The organism is Leptospira weilii serovar Ranarum str. ICFT (assembly GCF_000332415.1).
Lineage (GTDB): Bacteria > Spirochaetota > Leptospiria > Leptospirales > Leptospiraceae > Leptospira > Leptospira weilii_A.
On record NZ_AOHC02000053.1, the window covers coordinates 46,784 to 66,051 of the forward strand.

General features: G+C 38.9%; 27 protein-coding genes and 1 pseudogene. 5 read left to right on the plus strand and 23 right to left on the minus strand.

Annotated elements, in window-relative coordinates; translation table 11 throughout:
• The first annotated feature begins 112 nt into the window (after positions 1-112).
• Genes LEP1GSC060_RS17870 through LEP1GSC060_RS17880 form a run of 3 tightly spaced genes read left to right on the plus strand, consistent with a single transcriptional unit; the run spans position 113 to position 2,774 of the window.
• Positions 113-2,050, plus strand: a complete 1,938-nt coding sequence (locus LEP1GSC060_RS17870) for a long-chain fatty acid--CoA ligase (RefSeq protein WP_003010241.1) — start codon at positions 113-115, stop codon at positions 2,048-2,050.
• 24 nt (positions 2,051-2,074) lie between these two features.
• Positions 2,075-2,482, plus strand: coding sequence for a DoxX family protein (locus LEP1GSC060_RS17875; RefSeq protein WP_003010261.1), 408 nt, complete (start codon positions 2,075-2,077; stop codon positions 2,480-2,482).
• Positions 2,483-2,534: 52 nt separating this feature from the next.
• A complete protein-coding gene (locus LEP1GSC060_RS17880; protein WP_003010176.1) occupies positions 2,535-2,774 on the plus strand; it encodes a hypothetical protein in 240 nt (79 codons plus the stop codon).
• A gap of 92 nt (positions 2,775-2,866) precedes the next feature.
• Here LEP1GSC060_RS17880 and LEP1GSC060_RS17885 read toward each other — a convergent pair whose 3' ends face one another.
• The 12 genes and pseudogenes from LEP1GSC060_RS17885 to LEP1GSC060_RS17935 form a co-directional block, all read right to left on the minus strand.
• Positions 2,867-4,423, minus strand: coding sequence for an NAD(P)/FAD-dependent oxidoreductase (locus LEP1GSC060_RS17885; RefSeq protein ID WP_003010164.1), 1,557 nt, complete (start codon positions 4,421-4,423; stop codon positions 2,867-2,869).
• Between the two features lie 444 nt (positions 4,424-4,867).
• Positions 4,868-5,461: a dihydrofolate reductase family protein gene (locus LEP1GSC060_RS17890; RefSeq protein ID WP_003010228.1), complete on the minus strand. Its 594-nt coding sequence runs from the start codon at positions 5,459-5,461 to the stop codon at positions 4,868-4,870.
• 498 nt (positions 5,462-5,959) lie between these two features.
• Complete coding sequence (locus tag LEP1GSC060_RS17895; RefSeq protein WP_036097046.1) at positions 5,960-6,472, minus strand: VOC family protein; 513 nt, start codon at positions 6,470-6,472, stop codon at positions 5,960-5,962.
• Between the two features lie 461 nt (positions 6,473-6,933).
• The gene (locus LEP1GSC060_RS17900; RefSeq protein WP_036097048.1) at positions 6,934-7,332 is read right to left on the minus strand and encodes a helix-turn-helix domain-containing protein; all 399 of its coding nucleotides are present in this window, start codon (positions 7,330-7,332) and stop codon (positions 6,934-6,936) included.
• Complete coding sequence (locus LEP1GSC060_RS17905) at positions 7,333-7,683, minus strand: type II toxin-antitoxin system HigB family toxin (protein ID WP_230458353.1); 351 nt, start codon at positions 7,681-7,683, stop codon at positions 7,333-7,335.
• Between the two features lie 232 nt (positions 7,684-7,915).
• The gene (locus tag LEP1GSC060_RS17910; RefSeq protein ID WP_036097050.1) at positions 7,916-8,272 is read right to left on the minus strand and encodes a type II toxin-antitoxin system HicB family antitoxin; all 357 of its coding nucleotides are present in this window, start codon (positions 8,270-8,272) and stop codon (positions 7,916-7,918) included.
• Positions 8,269-8,529 (minus strand): type II toxin-antitoxin system HicA family toxin, encoded by a 261-nt coding sequence (locus LEP1GSC060_RS19755; protein WP_080634609.1) that lies wholly within the window; start codon positions 8,527-8,529, stop codon positions 8,269-8,271. Before LEP1GSC060_RS19755 ends, LEP1GSC060_RS17910 begins: the two co-directional genes overlap by 4 nt.
• Before the next feature lie 188 nt (positions 8,530-8,717).
• Positions 8,718-9,107 (minus strand): HEPN domain-containing protein, encoded by a 390-nt coding sequence (locus tag LEP1GSC060_RS17915; RefSeq protein ID WP_036097052.1) that lies wholly within the window; start codon positions 9,105-9,107, stop codon positions 8,718-8,720.
• Entirely contained in the window at positions 9,097-9,405 is a 309-nt protein-coding gene (locus LEP1GSC060_RS17920) for a nucleotidyltransferase domain-containing protein (protein WP_036097055.1), read from the minus strand. The genes LEP1GSC060_RS17915 and LEP1GSC060_RS17920 overlap by 11 nt, the downstream gene beginning before the upstream one ends.
• Before the next feature lie 344 nt (positions 9,406-9,749).
• Positions 9,750-10,853 (minus strand): hypothetical protein, encoded by a 1,104-nt coding sequence (locus tag LEP1GSC060_RS17925; RefSeq protein ID WP_003010207.1) that lies wholly within the window; start codon positions 10,851-10,853, stop codon positions 9,750-9,752.
• Positions 10,854-11,087: 234 nt separating this feature from the next.
• Positions 11,088-11,439, minus strand: a pseudogene (locus LEP1GSC060_RS17930) (HepT-like ribonuclease domain-containing protein).
• Positions 11,429-11,746, minus strand: a complete 318-nt coding sequence (locus tag LEP1GSC060_RS17935) for a nucleotidyltransferase family protein (protein WP_230458355.1) — start codon at positions 11,744-11,746, stop codon at positions 11,429-11,431. Before LEP1GSC060_RS17935 ends, LEP1GSC060_RS17930 begins: the two are co-directional and overlap by 11 nt.
• A gap of 53 nt (positions 11,747-11,799) precedes the next feature.
• On the opposite strand from LEP1GSC060_RS17935, the gene LEP1GSC060_RS17940 reads away from it, so the two are divergent.
• Positions 11,800-12,075 (plus strand): transposase, encoded by a 276-nt coding sequence (locus LEP1GSC060_RS17940; protein ID WP_003010324.1) that lies wholly within the window; start codon positions 11,800-11,802, stop codon positions 12,073-12,075.
• Positions 12,076-12,210: 135 nt separating this feature from the next.
• Positions 12,211-12,936, plus strand: coding sequence for an IS3 family transposase (locus LEP1GSC060_RS17945; protein ID WP_036097059.1), 726 nt, complete (start codon positions 12,211-12,213; stop codon positions 12,934-12,936).
• On the opposite strand, the gene LEP1GSC060_RS17950 is transcribed toward LEP1GSC060_RS17945, so the two are convergent.
• The 11 genes from LEP1GSC060_RS17950 to LEP1GSC060_RS18000 form a co-directional block, all read right to left on the minus strand.
• Positions 12,861-13,865: a hypothetical protein gene (locus LEP1GSC060_RS17950; protein WP_003010238.1), complete on the minus strand. Its 1,005-nt coding sequence runs from the start codon at positions 13,863-13,865 to the stop codon at positions 12,861-12,863. The genes LEP1GSC060_RS17945 and LEP1GSC060_RS17950 overlap by 76 nt on opposite strands.
• A 187-nt stretch (positions 13,866-14,052) precedes the next feature.
• Positions 14,053-14,334, minus strand: a complete 282-nt coding sequence (locus LEP1GSC060_RS17955; RefSeq protein ID WP_003010305.1) for a helix-turn-helix domain-containing protein — start codon at positions 14,332-14,334, stop codon at positions 14,053-14,055.
• Positions 14,331-14,711 carry a type II toxin-antitoxin system RelE/ParE family toxin gene (locus tag LEP1GSC060_RS17960; RefSeq protein WP_003010180.1) on the minus strand — a complete coding sequence of 127 codons (381 nt, stop codon included), beginning with the start codon at positions 14,709-14,711 and terminating at the stop codon, positions 14,331-14,333. The genes LEP1GSC060_RS17955 and LEP1GSC060_RS17960 overlap by 4 nt, the downstream gene beginning before the upstream one ends.
• Before the next feature lie 296 nt (positions 14,712-15,007).
• Positions 15,008-15,958 (minus strand): hypothetical protein, encoded by a 951-nt coding sequence (locus tag LEP1GSC060_RS17965; protein WP_036097061.1) that lies wholly within the window; start codon positions 15,956-15,958, stop codon positions 15,008-15,010.
• Positions 15,959-16,189: 231 nt separating this feature from the next.
• Positions 16,190-16,588, minus strand: coding sequence for a type II toxin-antitoxin system death-on-curing family toxin (locus tag LEP1GSC060_RS17970; RefSeq protein WP_230458356.1), 399 nt, complete (start codon positions 16,586-16,588; stop codon positions 16,190-16,192).
• Entirely contained in the window at positions 16,578-16,790 is a 213-nt protein-coding gene (locus tag LEP1GSC060_RS17975; protein WP_036097069.1) for an AbrB/MazE/SpoVT family DNA-binding domain-containing protein, read from the minus strand. Before LEP1GSC060_RS17975 ends, LEP1GSC060_RS17970 begins: the two co-directional genes overlap by 11 nt.
• 319 nt (positions 16,791-17,109) lie before the next feature.
• On the minus strand, positions 17,110-17,511 hold the full coding sequence (locus tag LEP1GSC060_RS17980; RefSeq protein ID WP_036097071.1) for a helix-turn-helix domain-containing protein: 402 nt from the start codon (positions 17,509-17,511) through the stop codon (positions 17,110-17,112).
• A 1-nt stretch (position 17,512) separates the two neighbouring features.
• Positions 17,513-17,800: a type II toxin-antitoxin system HigB family toxin gene (locus LEP1GSC060_RS17985; protein ID WP_036097073.1), complete on the minus strand. Its 288-nt coding sequence runs from the start codon at positions 17,798-17,800 to the stop codon at positions 17,513-17,515.
• 267 nt (positions 17,801-18,067) lie between these two features.
• Positions 18,068-18,496: a PIN domain-containing protein gene (locus tag LEP1GSC060_RS17990; protein WP_036097089.1), complete on the minus strand. Its 429-nt coding sequence runs from the start codon at positions 18,494-18,496 to the stop codon at positions 18,068-18,070.
• Position 18,497: 1 nt separating this feature from the next.
• Complete coding sequence (locus tag LEP1GSC060_RS17995; RefSeq protein ID WP_036097075.1) at positions 18,498-18,809, minus strand: type II toxin-antitoxin system Phd/YefM family antitoxin; 312 nt, start codon at positions 18,807-18,809, stop codon at positions 18,498-18,500.
• A 289-nt stretch (positions 18,810-19,098) separates the two neighbouring features.
• Positions 19,099-19,263 (minus strand): HigA family addiction module antitoxin, encoded by a 165-nt coding sequence (locus tag LEP1GSC060_RS18000; RefSeq protein ID WP_268914487.1) that lies wholly within the window; start codon positions 19,261-19,263, stop codon positions 19,099-19,101.
• Positions 19,264-19,268: the final 5 nt, after the last annotated feature.

The window sequence follows — 19,268 nt, forward strand, 5'->3', positions numbered from 1 at the left end:
TTGAGTATAATGAATTTTCAGAGAGAGGTAAATTCGATTTTTTAAAAAGGAATGAATCCAGATTCAAAAATTTTCTCGACTGAATGAAAGGTTTTCATAAAATTCTCCCGCTATGAAAACCGCCAACATCCCCAAAATCCAATCCAGAACCTTATACAACGTCATGAAAGCTTCCGCAGAAACCTTTGCAGATTCGACGGCGCAATACTACAAACCGGACGGTAAAAAATATCAGGCGAACAGTTTCAAAAATCTTTATGAAACCGTACAACAAATCGGTTGTGGACTGATCTCTTTAGGATTGGAACCCGGAACTCCGATCGGTTTGATCGCCGACTCGGGCGCGCGTTGGCTCTGGTGTAGTATGGGAATCACGAACATCGGTTGTGTGGACGTTCCGAGAGGAACGGATTCCACTGCGGACGATCTTCGTTACATACTCAATCACGCGGAATGTTCGATCGCGTTTTTAGAAAACGAAGTCGCTTTAAAAAAAGTATCCGGCCGAAAGTCCGAATTTCCTCATCTCAAAAAAATAATTTTATTCGATCAAAAAGGTTCTCTTTCCGACACGGAACCTTTCGAAATCATTTTGTTAAACGACTTAATCCAAAAAGGAAAAACCTGGATTCAGGACAAGGGAAAGGACGAATTTCACAAAAGAGGTTCCTCGATCCGGGAAGACGATCTTGCTACGATCGTTTATACTTCCGGAACCACGGGAAAACCCAAAGGTGTTATGCTGACTCACAAAAACATCGTGTTTAACGTGGACAGCGCTCTACAGGGAGAAGATCTGAACGTATATCCCACCGATAGAAGTATGGCGTATCTTCCTCCTTGGCATATCGCGGAAAGATTGGTCGAAACGGTTTGTATCCGCGCGGGAGGCGCGGAAGCGTTCACTTCCATCTCCACTTTGAGTCAGGATCTTTCGGATATTAAACCGACATTACTTCTTTCGGTTCCCCGAGTTTGGGAAAGTCTCTACAACAAAATTCACGATAAGGCGAGAAATGCATCACCCGTTCAACAGGTTCTATTCGGGGCGTTTAAGGAAATCGCGATCACATATTATAAACATATTTCCAGATTGCAAGATTTGGAATATTCTTTAACGGAACGATCCACGTTCGCTTCCTTGTGGCAAAAATTGATTTCACTTTGGATCGTGATCCTTCTCTGGATTCCGAATCAGATCGCACAACTCGCTTTCAAAAAGATCAAACAAGGATTAGGCGGAGAATTGAGATTTGCACTTTCAGGAGCCGGAGCTTTGCCTCAGTACATAGATACGTTTTTCAACGCGATCGGGATTCCGATCTTGGAAGGTTACGGGATGACCGAGTTATCCGGCATTTCGACGAGACGCATTCTGGGAGAAATCACGGTCGGAACTTTAGGACGTTGTATTCCCGGAGTTCGGATCAAACTGATGGACGAAAAAGGTAATGAAATCACAAAACCGGGTATCAAAGGAATCGCTTGGCATAAGGGCGATCACGTGATGAAGGGTTATTACAAGGAGCCGGAAAAGACGAAGGAAATTTTGAGTTCGGACGGGTGGTTGAACTCGGGAGATCTTTTGGCTTGGACGACGTCGGGAGAATTGAAATATTCCGGAAGGGCCAAGGATACGATCGTTCTTTTAGGCGGGGAGAATTTAGAGCCCGAACCGATCGAGTTTGCGCTCGTTCGAAGCCGATTCATTCATCAAGCGATGGTGGTCGGACACGATCAGAAAACACTCGGAGCCTTGATCGTTCCGGACGAAGAAGTCTTGGAAAAATATCTGAAGGAACTTAAATCCAAAATGTTAAGCGAAGTGCAAAATCTAAACGGTGATCCGGATGTTCTCGCGCTTTTTAAGAACGAAATCAAAAGTCTGGTTTCGAGCGAAAACGGTTTTAAGAATTTCGAAAAGGTTTCGAGTTTTAGAATTCTCGAAAAAAAATTCGAACCCGGAGACGAACTCACTCAAACGATGAAAATCAGACGAAACGTAGTTGCGGATAAGTATAAAAAAGAGATCGACGAAATGTATCGGTAAGTATTAGGAGAAGTTTCTTGTTTTATGCCCAACTTTTCCAAAAAGGAATTTTTTCTATATTGTCTTCGCGGGGTTGTAGCCTTCATATTCCTGCAAACTCTTTTTTATAAGTTTACCGGAGCTCCCGAGTCGGTTGCGATTTTTTCCAAACTCGGGATGGAACCTTGGGGAAGAATCGGAACCGGAATTTTGGAACTCCTCACCTCGATCCTTTTGTTTGTTCCGGGTTGGAATTGGTTCGGTTCCTTACTCGGACTCGGACTCATGTCGGGCGCCGTTCTGGCCCATTTATTCGTAATCGGAATCGAGCAGGAAAACGACGGTGGATTGTTATTCTTTATGGCTCTGGGAAACGCGTTGATTTGCATCGTACTTCTTTGGTTGGAAAGGAAAACACTAACGGCCGTTCTGCGGAAACGAATTCAAAAATAAGCTTTCCTATAATTGTAAACCGGTTAAACTTCTCTAAAAGAAGGAGGGTTTTATGGGAGCAGAACAGGCAAAAATTCACGCGTTGAATAAGATCGTTTCCATCATCGACGAAAAAGCTTCCATTTACAAAAACGAAAGAAAGTCCATGCCTTCCGCACGCGCAATCGCCGAGAAAAAGTTGATTCTCGATCTGATCGACGACGGAATGAAACTCGCCAAAACGATTCAACCGAAACCGACGGACCTGATTCAGGATTTGGAAAAACTCAACAAACAGTTTATGAATTTGTAATGTTTTGAAAAATGGAATCTGAAAATTATTTTAAAGAGTATAATTCCTGTCGGAACCGAAGCGCGTAGTTCTAACCGGATCGAAAAAAAATCTTACCCGTTCGCCAAAACGCAGGCGTTTGCGGATCGAATCCCGTCCATCGCCGCCGATACGATTCCGCCCGCGTAACCCGCTCCTTCTCCACAAGGATAAAGACCTTGGATCCGAATATGTTGCAACGTATTTGGATCCCTAGGAATACAAACGGGTGAAGAAGTTCTCGTTTCGGGAGCGTGAACGATCGCTTCGTTCGTTAGATACCCTTTCATAGTACGTTCGAATTCCTGAAATCCTTTCCTCAGTGATTGATAAACGAAATGCGGAAGAACGTCGCCTAACATGACTGAGGTGATCCCGGGAGTATAAGAGGTTTTCGGAAGTTCGGAAGATATCTTTCCTTGAACAAAGTCCGTTAACTTTTGCGCCGGGACCTTTTGTGTGCGTCCTCCCGCAATCCAAGCCTTTCGTTCGATTTCTTTTTGAAACTCCATCGCGGCGAGAGGGCCGTATTTGGAAAAAGGTTTGAAGTCTTCCATTCTCAACTCGACAACAATTCCGGAATTTGCGGAAGGTCTCGCCCTTTTCGAAGAAGACCATCCGTTTGTGACGACCTCTTCCGGTTTTGTGGCGCAGGCCGCGATCACTCCTCCCGGACACATACAAAAAGAATACACACCTCTTCCATCCACTTGTTTTACGATACCGTAAGGAGAAGGCGGAAGATAAGGACTTCGAACTTCACATCCGTACTGAATGGAATCGATCAGAGATTGGCGATGTTCAACCCGAACGCCTACCGCAATCGGCTTGAGTTCAAGTTCGATTCCTTTTTGATGTAATAATTCGAAGATGTCCCTCGCCGAATGTCCGGCGGCAAGAATTACATTTTTTGCATGGATTTTATCTCCGTCTTTCGTAATAACTCCTCGAATGGAACTTCCGTTTAATAAAAAATCGGTCACCCTTTTTTCAAAGCGAACCTCTCCTCCCGTTTCCAAAATTTTTTCTCGGATGTTTTTTACGATCTTGGGAAGTTTATTGGTTCCTATATGAGGATGTGCTTCTACGAGAATGTCTCTGTTTGCGCCGAATGCCACGAGCATTTCGAGAATCTGACGGACGTTCCCTCTTTTTTTGGATCTTGTATAAAGTTTTCCGTCCGAGTATGTTCCGGCTCCTCCCTCTCCGAAACAATAGTTGGAATCTTCGTTTACGTTATGATGAATGTTGATTTCTTTCAGGTCGAAAGGACGTTTCATCACGTCCTTACCCCTTTCCAAAAGAATCGGCTTGAATCCGGATAAGATCAGTTGAAGAGATGCAAAAAGACCCGCCGGTCCGGCGCCGATTACGACGACCTCCTCTGCGTTAGACACATCGGGGAAATCCGGTAGAACGATCTGCCTTTCGACAAAATCTTCCCGGATAAAAACCAAAACCTTGAGATTGTAGTAGACCGCTTTTTGTCTTGCATCTATAGAACGATTCAAAACTTCAATATGACGAATTTCTTGCGCGTTGATCTTTAAATTTTTAGAAACATACGTTTTGAGCGCCTCGTCCTGACCGGCTATCTCCGGAACGACGCGAAGCTGAAGTTCTTGTATCATAAATACACTTGTTTTTAAGAAAAGGATCTAAGAACAATCGTAATTTCCAGGTCTGAGGCGAACGACGAATAGGTCTCTCGACGCTGCGAACCCGAGCGTTTTTGCTCAATGGGGACGACTAAGTTCGCTCTTCCTTAAACTTCAAAGTGAACTGCAGAGCGATCCTTAGAGAGCGAACACAATCGAGTTTCTGATTCGCCCGGATTTTCTTATACCGAACTCACGTTCATTTAGAAAATAAACGGATCCATTATCTTTTGGATCTTCGGGATTGACGGAGGCGGTCAGCAACATTGTTAGCTTTTCGTCGTTAAGTTATTGCACGTATAGCACCGCCTTTTTGTGTCTAACCCTTTGTATAACATCTTTAAAAAGTTGGTAGTACCGTCGTATTTCAGCCTCCATCCCCATGATGAAACAATTTTTTTCTCATTTTATTTCTCTTTAAACTCCAACAGTACCTGTTTTAACTTTTCCGGCTCTCTCGTAATTGGCAATAATTACTCCACTTGGTGTAACAGAACTTTCTATTAATGTAAATGCCGCCGGAATGGTCCCATCACCAAACAAACGTTTGCCGGCGCCGAGCGTAACGGGAAATATTTTAAGCCATAACTCATCCACTAAATCATTCTTAAGTAACAGCTGAACGAGCTTACCGCTACCCCAAACTTGAATGTCAGAACCTTCTGAATTTTTGAGCTTTTCGATATCCGACAAACTTTCGAGGAAGACTGAGTTTTTCCAATCTGACTTTTTCATGGTCTTGGACAGGACGTATTTTGTGCCATCATTGATGCCGGGCCAAAAGTCAGCGTGTTCAGGCCAATAATCGGCCCAAATCTCAAATGTTTTTCTGCCCAAAAGATAATCTGTAGGTTTCATCTGTTTTTCCATGACCTTACCAGAAACTTCGTCAAAATACGGCGCAGTCCAACCGCCATATTGGAAACCGTCTGAGGTATCTTCCTCAGGTCCACCGGGCGCTTGCATGACTCCATCTAATGTAATAAATGATAAAACAATTATTTTTCTCATTTTATTTCACCTCTTCTAATAATTTATAAAAGCTTTGAATGAAGGTCAATTAATAACAAAATAAATCATTCCGCATCGCCCCCTTCGTAAAAAGAGAAAGATAATACGGGCCTTATTTAAAAACGAACAACAATATCTTTCTCCAATATACAACCCTTACTCATAACTATATAATAAATACCTAATGTTTTGCATTGAAACAGTATTTTGCGATAAAAACTAACGGTACTCAATTTTATAGAGATCAGTAGCACATTTCCGCCAAGCATAGATGGATGTCGGACGATCCTAAAATCCTCGCTGGCTATGTCATATAACAAAAGAAAGTTCTCGACGTTGTGTCCGCAAGGGCGCCGACTTGGAACGAGTCGCCTTAGTCGTGTCTTACGAACCAAAGCGACAAAAAAATGTGTCCAGTGTCCGAGCGGGACCGTGAGTGACGAACGAAGCGCCGCGAGGAGACGTTGTTTCTGCGGGGGAAAAGAAAATAAAAGTCATTTAATCGGCTGCGGCCTTAAGCGCCGCAATATCAATTTTCTGCATCTTCAGCATCGCCTGTGTTGCGCGCTCGGCCTTCGCGCGATCTTTATGCGAAATAAGTTGCAAGAGAATTTTAGGCGTCACCTGCCACCACATGCCGAATTTATCCTGAAGCCAGCCGCACATATGTTCTTTTCCGCCGTCTGCAAGAAGGGCGTTCCAGTAATAATCGACCTCTTTTTGCGTTTCTACGCTGATCATAAAGGAGACGCCCCAGCTGAACTGAAACTCAGGTCCGCCATTGTAGGCAAAAAACTTTTGGCCGTTCAGAATGAAATCCGCCTGCATTGAGTTTGCCCTGAGAATTTTGGATTTCTTGAAGATCGATACATAGAATTTCGCCGCTTCTTCGGTGTTCGCGTTGAACATGAGAAAGGGCGTAATGCTGTGCGACGGAGCGCCCACAAATTTAATTTTCGTTCCGTCGGATTTCGAGTTTTTCGGACTGCTTTTCTTCTTTGAATTTACCATGTTTTTCTCCCTTTTTGAAAACGATTTCTTGACTGTTTTACAAATATTATATTGATAGCCGTATTTGTGCGAACGATCAATACTTTTTACCGGAATATGGTAATTGTCTAATTTCCTTTGTCCATTCTAAATAATCGATAATACAAATTCGAAAATATTTCATAGTATATCCTCGCAAGAAAAAATGTCGCTTAACGAAAGAGACTTCTCGACGTTTGCATTCCCGGAACGCTTGTGCGTGACGCGGTTGACGGAGGTTTGAGATGCCTTAGCGCCGACCCGCAAGCTGAACTGCAAAGCGAATGTGCCGGGGGCCGGAGTGAGTCCGAGCGGGAACGGGAACCGTGAGTGACGAACGGAGCGAGAAGTCGACGTTAGGCGATCGTGCTATCTGTAGGTTATAAACTTATCTTTTGAAACTGTTTTATTAGTTTGCCTTTTGGCGCGTACAAAAAAATGACTTATGAAGCTCTCGTTTTATTCTTTGATATCGAATCTTTGATTTTATAATCTTTTATAAGAATTTCAGTAGAGATCCCTAAATTTTTATTGATCTTTCGTATCATATCTAAAGTTAATTTTCTTTTCTTGTTAAGAATCTCAGTTGCCCGACTGCGACCACCAATCCAATTACCTAAATCAACGTTCTTTAAATTTTTCTCTTCCATAACAGATTTTATCGCTTCAATTGGATCTGGATTCTCAATAGGAAAATGTTTATTTTCGTACGCGTCAACAAGCATTATTAAAATATCTAATTTATCATACTCGAGTGTATTTTTCTTTGCATCCCAAAGTCTTTCTATTTCTTTGAGAGCGAAATCGTAATCCTTTGTAGATTTTATTGGTTTAATTTCCATTTAAATATCCTCAGCACTAATTTTATCATATTGCTCATGTGTCCCAATAAAACGTATGAATATGGTCTGTAGATTATAATGTATTTTTACGATTAATCTATACTTGTTTCCATGAATATTAAAAACTACCCTACTATTTTTTAGAATACTTGCGTTCCTATATTTCTCTTTAATTACGGTTGGAGAAGTCCATATTGATTTTGAAGCTTCTTTATACCAGACTTCAATGGCTGTTTTTGAATCTGTGTGTTTTGGATTTTCATAGAAATCACGTAAGATTTTTCTGGAAATTATCCTCACATTGACAATCCTTACATGTTCCCACCATGGGAACAATCTTTTTTGGGTCATTATTTAATTTAGATTTCAAATAATGATGTGAGGTAAAAAGCGCCCAAAATTTTCGTCTAACGAAAGAGGCTTCTCGACGTTGCGGCAGCAAGCGCTTGTGCGCGACGCGGTTGGTACGAGGTTCGAGCGACCTTAGTCGCGTCTCGCGAACCGAGTGACAAAGCAAATGTGCCGGAGGCAGGAGTGAGTCCGAGCGGGAACCGTGAGTGACGAACGAAGCGAGAAGTCGAAGTTAGCCGAAGTGTGGCGTTTTGAGATCAGTAATTTCTTTTTCTAAAGCTCTCTGAACTAATTGATTCAAAGAGATCCCTTCTCTCAAAGATTTTCTATAGACGCGTCTATGAAGCTCTGTCGGTATGCGAACATTAAATGAACCTTTAAAAGATTTCTCTGGACTTTTTTTAGCTTTTTGACATAAAATTAAATAATCATCTACTGATTCTTGAAATGCCTTCTTTAATTGTTTAACTGATTCACCTTCAAAGGAAACTAAATCTTCGATTCCTTCTATTCTTCCAAAAAATATTTCATCATCTGCATCAAAATGAACAGAGCCTAAAAAGCCGTTATATTCGATAATATCTTTCATTTTACATAGCCCTCCGATTTTAATTCGTCTAAAATTTGATTTATCTGGTACGACTTCAAAATATTTTTAGGATGAGGTTTATGAAGTCTTATTATATGTTTGGTTTCTGAATGAATCCAAGCGACCCTTGAACCAGAGGATTTGCCGGAATTGTTTTCATTATATCCATAACTAGAGAGTAGTTTTCTAAGCTCATCGTAAGAGAAATCTCTTGGTTTTCCTTTGAATCTTTCTACTAACTTTTCGCCCTTCGACACAGTCCTATTTTAAAGTAAATTCTCAGAATTGCAACTAATTTTTAGTGGCATCTTCATTCCGATTTCAAATGCAAAATTCAGCCACATTTCGTCTAACGAAAGAGGCTTCTCGACGTTGCGTCTCCGAGCGGGAACCGCGAGTGACGAACGGAGCAAGAAGCCGTAGTTGGCCATTCGACTTCAAAAAGTCATTTTCTAATTAAAACTTCTGCCCAATCGAAAGCTTGTTGTGCTAAAGAAATAGCCTTTTCATATTCAGGCAAAAGAATCTCTTCATAATCACCAGGATATCTCGTGGACACGGCATAATCTGTAAGTATTGTTAAGTCTTTAAAAAAATCTGGTCTTTCGATTTGCTTAGGTAGAGACGAAATAAGATTTTTTATATTGTGGGTAAATTCAAAATCTATGTTATATTTTATTAAGACCGCTTTGAGAGACTTTTCAGCGGATTGCTGTGCATGAAAACATAACTGATTAAAAAGAATTTCCTCGCGATCACCAAGTTTAGATAATAATAAATCGCTTTTATCATGAATCAGCCAAGTATTTGGTGAGCTTGGATCATCAAGCGGCATATAGCTCGATCCCGTCCTTAAGTGCATGAAAGTAAATAAGGTGGTGCGAATTAGAATATTTTTCTAGCGTTTCTTCAGTTACCACAACGAAGTCGTAAGGTCTTTCTATATTTTCAATATTTTGATAAAGGAATTGTGCTGTTTTTCTTTTATTCGTTCCTTTGGGCATAACTACTAAAATATCGTAATCGCTGTGGTCATTAAATAAGCCTCTAGCTCTTGATCCAAAAAGAATTATTTTTAAAGGATTTACGAGAGTAATAACTTGCGTTTTTAAATTTTCTAAATCTCGGTCCATGAACCATAGAATGCAGACGCAATCCAAAAAATCAAGCAAATGCTTTGAATCAATTTTTAAGAATTTTCTTCAAAATGAGAGCTCCCCTTTTCAGCCTTCTTCAGGATTTTGCTTTTTGTTCAATTGTAGCTTTGGGCAATTACGTCTAACGAAAGAGACTTCTCGACGTTGCGTGTCCAAGCGCTTGTGCGCGACGGAGTTGGCACGAGGTTCGAGTGAGCCTTAGCGAACGTCCCGCGAACCTAAGTGACAAAGCAATGTGCCGAAGGCCGGAGTGAGCGCGAGCGGGAACCGTGAGTCGCGAACGCAGTGAGAAGCCGAAGTTAGACGAAGTGCAAAGTTCTTCAAGTCCCTATTTTAATCCTTCTTGATAACATTGAAATAACTTTCATCAATTGTGAGCTTTCTATTTTTACTCTTTCGAGATCTGTAGTTGTTTCACCTTTTTTTAATATTTTATTCCGTTCAATTTTGACAATCTCTAAAGCAATGGCATCAAATGAAGTCCCTTTTTCATGAAATATTGAAGCATAAAGTGAAATAATTTTAAGTTCAATATTCGTTAATTCATTTAAGTAGTATTTTTTAAGATCGATATTGCTTCGATAGAGTTTTAAAAAATAGAAAGCAAATGATTCGATAAATATTATTAGCATTAGTTTTCCAATTATTGGGTAAAGGTTATTTAAAATAAAAATTGCCGACCCAAAGCCGATTGATGGATCTGTCGTAGTGGACAAGTTGATTGATTTATTTATTATGTCAGAGATAAAATAAAATAAAGCACCTCCCGCGAAAACCGTAATCCCAGAGCCGATAATTAAATAAATAGTTGACGTTTTCGACAAATATTCTACTTCCATCTCCAATCTTCTGACGGAAGAATCTGCTAATGGACTAATATGATCATAAGTAGCGTTCTCATCATCTTCACTCGCATTCGAAGCAATTCTTCGTGCTTGCCTTTCCGCCATTTCTTTTTGGATCCTTGATAAGGATCGCTTAAGATAATTTATAAAAATATCAATTGATTCCTTTTTCGAAAAATTAACTGCTTTTGGCTCTATATAAGGCTCTATTAAATATTCATCATAAATTAGTTCAAAACACTCTTTTATTCTACGAATATGAAACCTACCTGTATCTTCATCATCTGATGGCAACTCGCTTGCGTCCAATATCATTTCTTCGATTTTAATTAAAGCATCTTCCATTTCATACGAATTTTTGCGAATTGGTTTTTTGTATTGATAATTTGAATCTTCGTAATCTGAATCTTTAACTTGGATATACCAATACAGAATCAATACAATAAATGTAAGAATTAGAAAAAACGAAAATAGTTCAAGCCCCAAAAAAAGAAAATACAAACGATTAATTATGAAAATAAACGCCGCGAGTATTCCAGAAATCATACTTAAGAATAGAAATTTTTTTTTAGAATCCATTTGTGTCCTTTCCCGGTTAGTTATTGAATGGCGCATAACGAAAGAGGCTTCTCGACGTTGCGTGTCCAAGCGCCTGTGCGCGAGGCGGTTGGCACGAGGTTCGAGCGTCCTTAGCGAACGTCTTGCAAACCGAGTGACAAAGCAATGTGGCTTTAGCCCGGAGTGAGTCCGAGCGGGAACCGTGAGTCCCGAACGGAGCGAGGAGACGAAGTTAAGCGACGTTGTGATTTTAAGTTAGTCAAAAAGTGTTTTTTCTTTTGATATAATTGAATTAATTTGAGTTTCTAAAGTGGGAATTTTATTTATTACTAAATCCCAAACAATATCGTAATCTACTACAAAGTAACCGTGAATCAACCGATTCCGGGTAGCCGACAGTTTTTTCCAATCCACTTCGGAATATTTTTTCTTAAATGGATCTGATAATTTATTAGAAGCCTCTCCTATTATCTCTATACTTCTAACGAAAGCTCTTTTCATTAAATCATCAGAAACGAATTTGATCGCGATTTAATTTTTTCGATTCTATCTGTAAGAAAATGACTTCTTCTTTAATATGATTTATATAACCTAAGTCAGATTTCAATAAGAATTGCCTCAGAAAGTATAGAATCTCGTAAATCTTTAGTAAGAGATTCTTCAGTTAATAGATCAACGTGCGTATTTAAAAGATCTTCTAATCGAAAGGAGAGATCCATGAAGCTATCAAAATTTTTTTTACCGGAACGAAATTGAACAAGAATATCAACATCGCTACCTTCGCGATTTTCATTTCTTGCAACGGAACCAAAAAGTAAAAGCTTATGAACTCCTAAATTTAGGAATTCTTGCTTATGCTCGACTAAAATATCTTGGACTTCGACTGAATTCATACTAACTAATAATTTGTTCAATGGACTTCCCCCGAATTAGTGGACACGGTCGTGCATCAAAAAAGGAAAAAAGTATGGCTCGTAAAACACGATATGACGAAGAATTTAAGAAGAACACGGTTGAACTTCTGATAAAGTCCAGGAAATCAATGACTCAGATCTCAAAAGATTTGGGAGTCTCGTTGAATACCTTGATAAATTGGAAGCAGAAGTATCTCACAGATGACGGCCCTTTCAGAGACGCACTACAAGAAAAAGTCGATCGTTTGGAAAAACAATTAGCCGAAGTAACGGAGGAGAGGGAGATCTTAAAAAAGTCCGTGGCCATCTTCTTGAAACCCCGCAAATGAAATATTCGTTTATTGAAAAGAATCGTATTTTTTTTCGAATCGAGAAGATGTGCAAAATACACAATGTATCTAAGAGCGGTTACTATGATTGGTTGAAGAGAGCGGATAGCAAAAACATTTAAAGCGAATCAAGAATTGGATAAACATATCCAACGCCTTTATGGAGAGAATGAAAGTCGAGCTGGTTATTTACGAATTCATAAAGACCTCAGAGCAGAGCGGATCCTCGTTTCAAAAAATCGAGTTTACAAGAGAATGCGTATAATGGGTTTAAAAGCCGATCGGAAGCGTTCCTTTCGCCCTGTGACCACTGATTCAAAACACAAGCTTCTGGTAGCTCCAAACATTTTGAATCAGGACTTTAAGGTATTAGGTTTGGATAAGATCTGGTTGTCGGATATCACGTATATACCAGTTGCAGGAAGATGGTCTTATCTATTTGCAATCAAGGATCTCTTTAATCGAGAAATCATTGGATGGGAATTAGGACCAACTCTTGAAACTCGCTGTCTCCTTAACGCTTTTGAAAAGGCTTTGATTCGAAGAAGGCATCCAAAAGGAATCATATTCCATTCGGATAGAGGAGTCCAGTATGCCAGTGAAGACTTTAGGAAATCGTTAAATACGAATGAGTTCATTCAGAGCATGAGCAGGAAAGGTAACTGTTACGATAATGCTCCGATGGAATCATTCTTTAAAACATTGAAAGTTGAGGAAGTTTACAGAAGAAAATTCTACACAATTAAGGAAGCAAAATATTTTCTGTTTGACTACATCGAAAGATATTACAACAGAAGGAGAAGGCACTCGGCTTTAGGATATCTTAGCCCGGTCGAGTTCAGACAACAAATTACTGCATAATCCTGTCCGTTTTTTCGGGGGAACTCCAATTTTATTAATTGCAGCAATTCAATTGAGGCGTTGATCTCTTCTTTTCTAATTGAGACACTTTCGATATTACATCCAATAGGAATACCTTTTTCAGAAGCATAACTTTGCAATTCAAGCCAGATATTTTTTAAAAGATCAACTGATTTGGAAAGAATATCTTTTGAATTTACTAAATCGTTTTCCAAATATTTTGGAAAGCTAATTCCTAACCATTTCAGGAATTGAAGAGTTTTTAAGGATCCGCAAGGAGTTAAAGTGAATATGATTGGTACCAGCGGAATGTTATTCTCTAATCCATAATAGTAATAATCTGATAGGAAATCCTTAGAGGCAATTGTATTATAGACACCTTGTGAAATAAAGAAACTGCAGCCATTCGAGATTTTATCGAAAACTCTTAAATGCTCATCCTTTTTTATTGTGTGGCGTTCTGGAATAACTACACCTCCTGAAAGTATTTTTTCGTTTACTTTGTTCTTCAGATTATATGCTTCTTTCAATGTTAAAGTTAATTGTTGAGATTTTGAAGATGCGCCAACAAAGACAGAAAGATATTTGTCGGGATTAATATTTTTTAAGAATTCCATAAAATTAGATTCATTGTATTTCCAGACTGCTTTATAAACTATTTTTGGTACTTCCAATTTATTTAAATATATTTCAGCAAATTCATAAGGATCCAACATTTCCATATATGGAAAAGGCCTCTCGTCTGAAATTCTCGCCGTTTCATCTTGGATATCATAAAGAATCAGACCATCAACATTTAATGGATTTATTCGATTAATATGGGCATGAGAAATTTCTTCAAGTTTTTCTAAAGGAGTTGATTTCCGGGGAGGAGTTAATCCATAAAGGACGATTCCATCAGTTTTGTTTGTGATTTTGTCTATAAGCATATTGGTTTATTCGTATTTCTAAAATTATTGAGCTATGGCGCTTAACGAAAGAGGCTTCTCGACGTTGCGTCTCCGAAGGGATTGACGGAGGCTTGAGCGAACCTTAGTGAGCGATCACAAGCCGAACGTCAAAGCAATGTGGCGAACGAAGCGAGAAGCCGAAGTTAGACGGCGTCTGCTTTTAAGCTCAAGCAATATTCTTGCGAGATCTTACCTTTACTTCTAGATCTAATGCGTGACATACTTTCAAAAAAGTTGCGAGATTGCAATTTATACCATTTTCAATTTTCGAAAGTTGTTGTTGAGTTACATGAGCCATTTTTGCAAGCTCAGACTGAGAAAGACCTTTCTTTTCCCGTAAATCATGCAATTCTAAGGATAAATTGATTAGTTCCTTTTCTTCTTGAAACTTTTCTTTGAATTTCTCGTTTTTAAGTTTAGATTTTAAATGTGTTCTAAATGATTTCATGATAATAACTTCCCTATTTCTTTTTCCGGATATTTCTTAAGAAATTTTTCTCTCCTCTTTACAGCTTTGTCTATTTCAGACTTCGGAACTTTATCAGATCGTTTAATAAATTGATTTGTTAGTATTACGTAGTCTTTATAACAGAAAAAATATAAAATACGAACCTGATCTCCGGAAAGCTTAATTCGTAATTCATGAATACCGTCTTTTAATATATCAGCGTAAGGCCTTGGTAAATTTGGTCCTAATTCCTCAAGTTTCTCGATCCAAGCCAATATTTTCGCTTGATTTCTATCATCTTTCGAATTGATAAAAGTTTCGATTTCACTTTCTTCGTTCTCGGATTCCGAATAATAGTAAACTTTCCATTTTCTCACCGCAAATCAGCTTACATCACATATGACGTATTGTCAATTCCAAAAATAGCCAAAACTGTCTTAAATATCAAACCAAGTTGCAAAATTCATTTTTAGCAGATGCCGTCTAACGAAAGAGACTTCTCGACGTTTGCGATCCTGAAGCGCTTGTGCGCGAAGGGATTGTCGGAGGCTTGAGCGAACCTTAGTGAGCGATCACAAGCCGAACGTCAAAGCGAATGTGGCGAAGCCCGGAGTGAGCCTGAGCGGGAACCGTGAATGGCGAACGAAGCGAGAAGTCGAAGTTAGACGCAGTTTCAAGGAAATATTTGTCCTTTCATGTCTTTGATTTCAGAATTGTAGTAGTCATTAAGCATATTAAAATATTCGTCAACGAATTTTGCGTTAACTATATCAATCCAAAATCCAAAATACGGATCTGCTTTTTCTTCATACAATCGGATCCAACTAATTTCCTTTAAATCATTATTTGAGCTAACCTTCCATAGAGTAGACTCTATTATTAAAATAGGATGATATACATTTAAACTGGCTAAACCTGAGTCATGATTATATTTTGCCAAATATTGAATAACGTCTTCATCTTTATCTAAACCGTAAATCCCTAACTGGTGTGTTAGAATATTTCTTTCAAATTCTTTTAGATCAATTTCTAATAAGTTCTTTTTAATGCCTTCCGAAGCAGACTGCAAGGATTGAAAAGCTTTCCACACTACCGCGGATTCCAATCCACGTTCTATTTTTGAATTTGTTTCTCTGAAAGTTGAAGATATGTCTATTGGGAACGGACGAATATGCAAATCTAAAATATGGGACTCTTCACCATTATTATAGAAATGCAGATTATTAAGCTTATTAATAAAACGTGTTACATCACGTTTAGAAAGTCCGTGCCGTAGTAGCACATCCGTATATGGCTGATAATTAGGTGCATATTCTCCTTTCCACGCGATATTGTTGAAAGAAACTGAATATCTATTTACGTACGGCGGAAAAAGTAAATGATAATCTGATAGACTTTTTACTTCTATTAGTAGATTAATAGTACTAGAAGCGTTTTCGGATAAAAAGTATCTCTGGCAAAAAATATCAAGTTCACGTTTTTTATTGATAGTCGGATCCGGATAATAAACTCCATGAGAAACATTCCATTTTAAATTCTTTAGTAAATCTGCAATTGTCTTTTCTTGAACTAAAGATTTATATGACTCGCTTTTCAGTAATTTATTTTTTAGTTCATCTAACATATCTTTTGAAATTGCGTATAACGAAAGAGACTTCTCGACGTTTGCGTTCCCGAAGCGCTTGTGCGCGAAGGGATTGACGGAGGCTTGAGGGGCCTTAGCGCCGACTCGCAAGCCGAGTGACAAAGCAAATGTGCCGAAGGCCGAAGTGAGCGCGAGCGGGAACCGTGAGTCGCGAACGAAGCGAGAAGACGAAGTTAGACGCGGAAGCCCCTCCTCTATTAAAAAACAGAATTAAAGTTTTAGCTTTTCGAAAGTCTTTATAACGCCCTCTAATGAAACACTTCCATCAGCTACTCCGATCGTGACTTCATACAATGAATCTTCTTGATTTTCCATCTCGACTCCGTTTAAATCTAGAAAAATCAGAGCTGAGGCAAGTACTACTCGCTTATTCCCATCTATAAAGGAGTGATTTTTGCAAAGGTAGAATAAATATGCTGCTGCCTTTTGTATTAAACCAGTATGGAATTCTTGATTGTCAAATCCAGAAAACGGCTGAGCAATGGCCGATTCAAGAAGACTCTTATCTCTAATTCCGAAAGAGCCACCGTATTCTTCTATTTGGTTCTTATGTATATAAAGAATCTCTTCGTAAGATAAATATCTAATAGAAGTTAACTCATTCAGCAAGTCGTTTTAGTGTCTTGCCATGTTTCCTATTTATTTTCCCAAGACTTGTTTCTAATTTTCTATCGATAGGGGTGATAATTAAACTTTTACCATCGGTGCTTATATCCAAAGAAGTATCTGAAGTAATATGTAAAAGTTCAAGAATAGGTTTTTCTATAATTAATGCAGAACTGTTACCGTGTTGAATTAGTTTTTTAACCATGCCTTAGCTCGTTACAACATGGTATACACACCAGTGTTACCGGAGTCAAACTATATTTGGGCAAATAATTTAAAGTCCTCCCCTCGCGTTTTAATTTTGTGCTCAAAAATACTTTGGGGACTTTCGCCTAACGAAAGAGTCTCCTCGACGTTCGCGTTCCCGAAGGGATTGGCACGAGGTTCGAGGCGCCTTCGCGCCGTCTTGCAAACCGAGTGACAAAGCAAATGTGCCGAAGACCGAAGTGAGTCCGAGCGGGAACCGCGAGTGGCGAACGGAGCGAGAAGCCGAAGTTAGGCGTAGTCGCTTTGATGCTAAAATTCTAAATAAAAACGGCAGGAGAAATATTAAATCTTTTAGACAACGCTTTAACTTGTCTTACATTTAATTCCCTTTTACCATTTAAAATTTCCGATACCACGCCTTGACTACCAAGCTCTTTCATGTCTTTTTGAGAAAGTCCATGCTCTTCCATTAAAGACTTTAAAATTTCAATCGGATCAGAATCAATCTCTCGAAAATGATCAGATTCATATGATTCAACAACGTTCCCAATGGTTTCCATCAATGGAGCCAATGGATGTTTTTCGTTGTTTCCCACTTCATCAATTAAGTTATCTAGTATTTCTACAAGTTTCTTATATTGCTTCTGAGTCCTCGGATAAGAAATGACTTCTTTAATCTCAGGCCACACGTTCTTTACTTTTTCTAATTCAACGATCATTTCACACCTTCCATTTTACTTTGTCATACTCAGTATGAGTTAGAATGTCCCGGATATAAACTTTCTTTCTATTAAAGTGAATGGCGGCAATAAGTCTGAAATTATTGCCGGAAATATTAAAAACAAATAGATTTTGTACAATATCTGTGGAAGGAAAAGCGTTTCGTAAATCAGGAATGTTATCAAAATCCGTTTTACTTAGGACTTTATACCACAACTCCAATGAGGATCTGGATTTCGGATATTGTTCAATAAATTCTGTAATTTTCCGCTTACTGATTACATGCACAAATATAATAATATCTCACAATGAGATATTAGCAAGTCATATTTTATTCTCATTAGAATTTAAGCGATTTCGCCTAACGAAAGAGACTTCTCGACGTTCGCGTTCCCGAAGCGCCTGTGCGCGAAGGGATTGACGGAGGCTTGAGCGAACCTTAGTGAGCGATTACAAGCCGAACGTCAAAGCGAATGTGCGAAGCCGTAGTGAGTCCGAGCGGGAACCGCGAATGTCGAAGCGCCGCGAGAAGCCGTAGTTAGGCGAAGGTTTCGTTTACAAAGTCTTAAAGCTTAATTCTTGCGCTATCTTATTGAAATCTTTGTCATAGGAAAAAATAAGTAACTCTTCCCCGAGTTCATTGCGAAACTCAATAGCCGTTGACAAATGTAAAGCATCTAAAGTCCTGCAAGCAGAAAGTACATCTTCGTTATTCAGATTTTCCATTGTAGAAGAATCTAAATTTTTGAGATTTATCTCCTCGAGCAGTTTATCGAGTTCCGTTAATTTTCTCTCTTTCCAACCTGTGCCAAGTTTCTTTTTATTATGAAAGTAAGCCCTTTTAATACTTATTTTACATTCTGCTTCCAATAATATCGAACTTACTCTGAGTTCCGTTGCCTTCCAGATTGAAATCGATTTATCTAAAGCTGGTTCTTGAAAGATAATTGATAACAAAACGCTTGAATCTATATAGACTATCATCTCATACACGATCAGAGCGAGATTCTTTGTGAATAGCTTCCCATTCTATTTTTGACATACTTTTAATATGCTTTTTGACTATTGAATCAATCTGCGACTTATTTCTTTTAGCAAGCTTAATCTTTCCTATTCGATTCTGCTCTTCCAAATATAGGTATAAACGTTTCTTTGAATCTTCTAAAAATTCAGACGGTTTTTTAATCTCCGCTATTACTTGCTCATGCTCTGTAATAACGATTGTTTCCCCGGCTTTTACCAAGTGTAGATATTTACTTAGATTATTTTTAAGATCCCTAATTCCAACAGATTTCATACTCTAATTATAGCCACAGTGGCTCTTTTTCAAGCCGTTTTTATCTCAAATAGAATTTTGCGAAACTTTCGCATAACGAAAGAGGCTTCTCGACGTTTGCGGTTCTGGAGCGCGCTAAACGCGCGGAAGAGTTGGAACGAGGCTTGAGCAAACCTTAGTGAGCGATAACAAGCCGAACGGCAAAGCGAATGTAGCGAAGCCCGTAGTGAGCGCGAGCGGGAACCGCGAGTGACGAACGAAGCGAGAAGTCGAAGTTAGGCGATCGGTTTGGCTATATTAGAAATAGATCCTAAGCAGAGATTGGAAATTTAATCACATTTTTAGGTTTATCTTGTAATGCATTCCATAAATCTAATTTAATCTGCATGTTAAGCCAACTTTCAGGAGAAGTATTAGTCGCTAATGCAATCCTAATTGCCGTTTCAGGAGTAATTGAACTTTTGGCATTAACTATCTCTG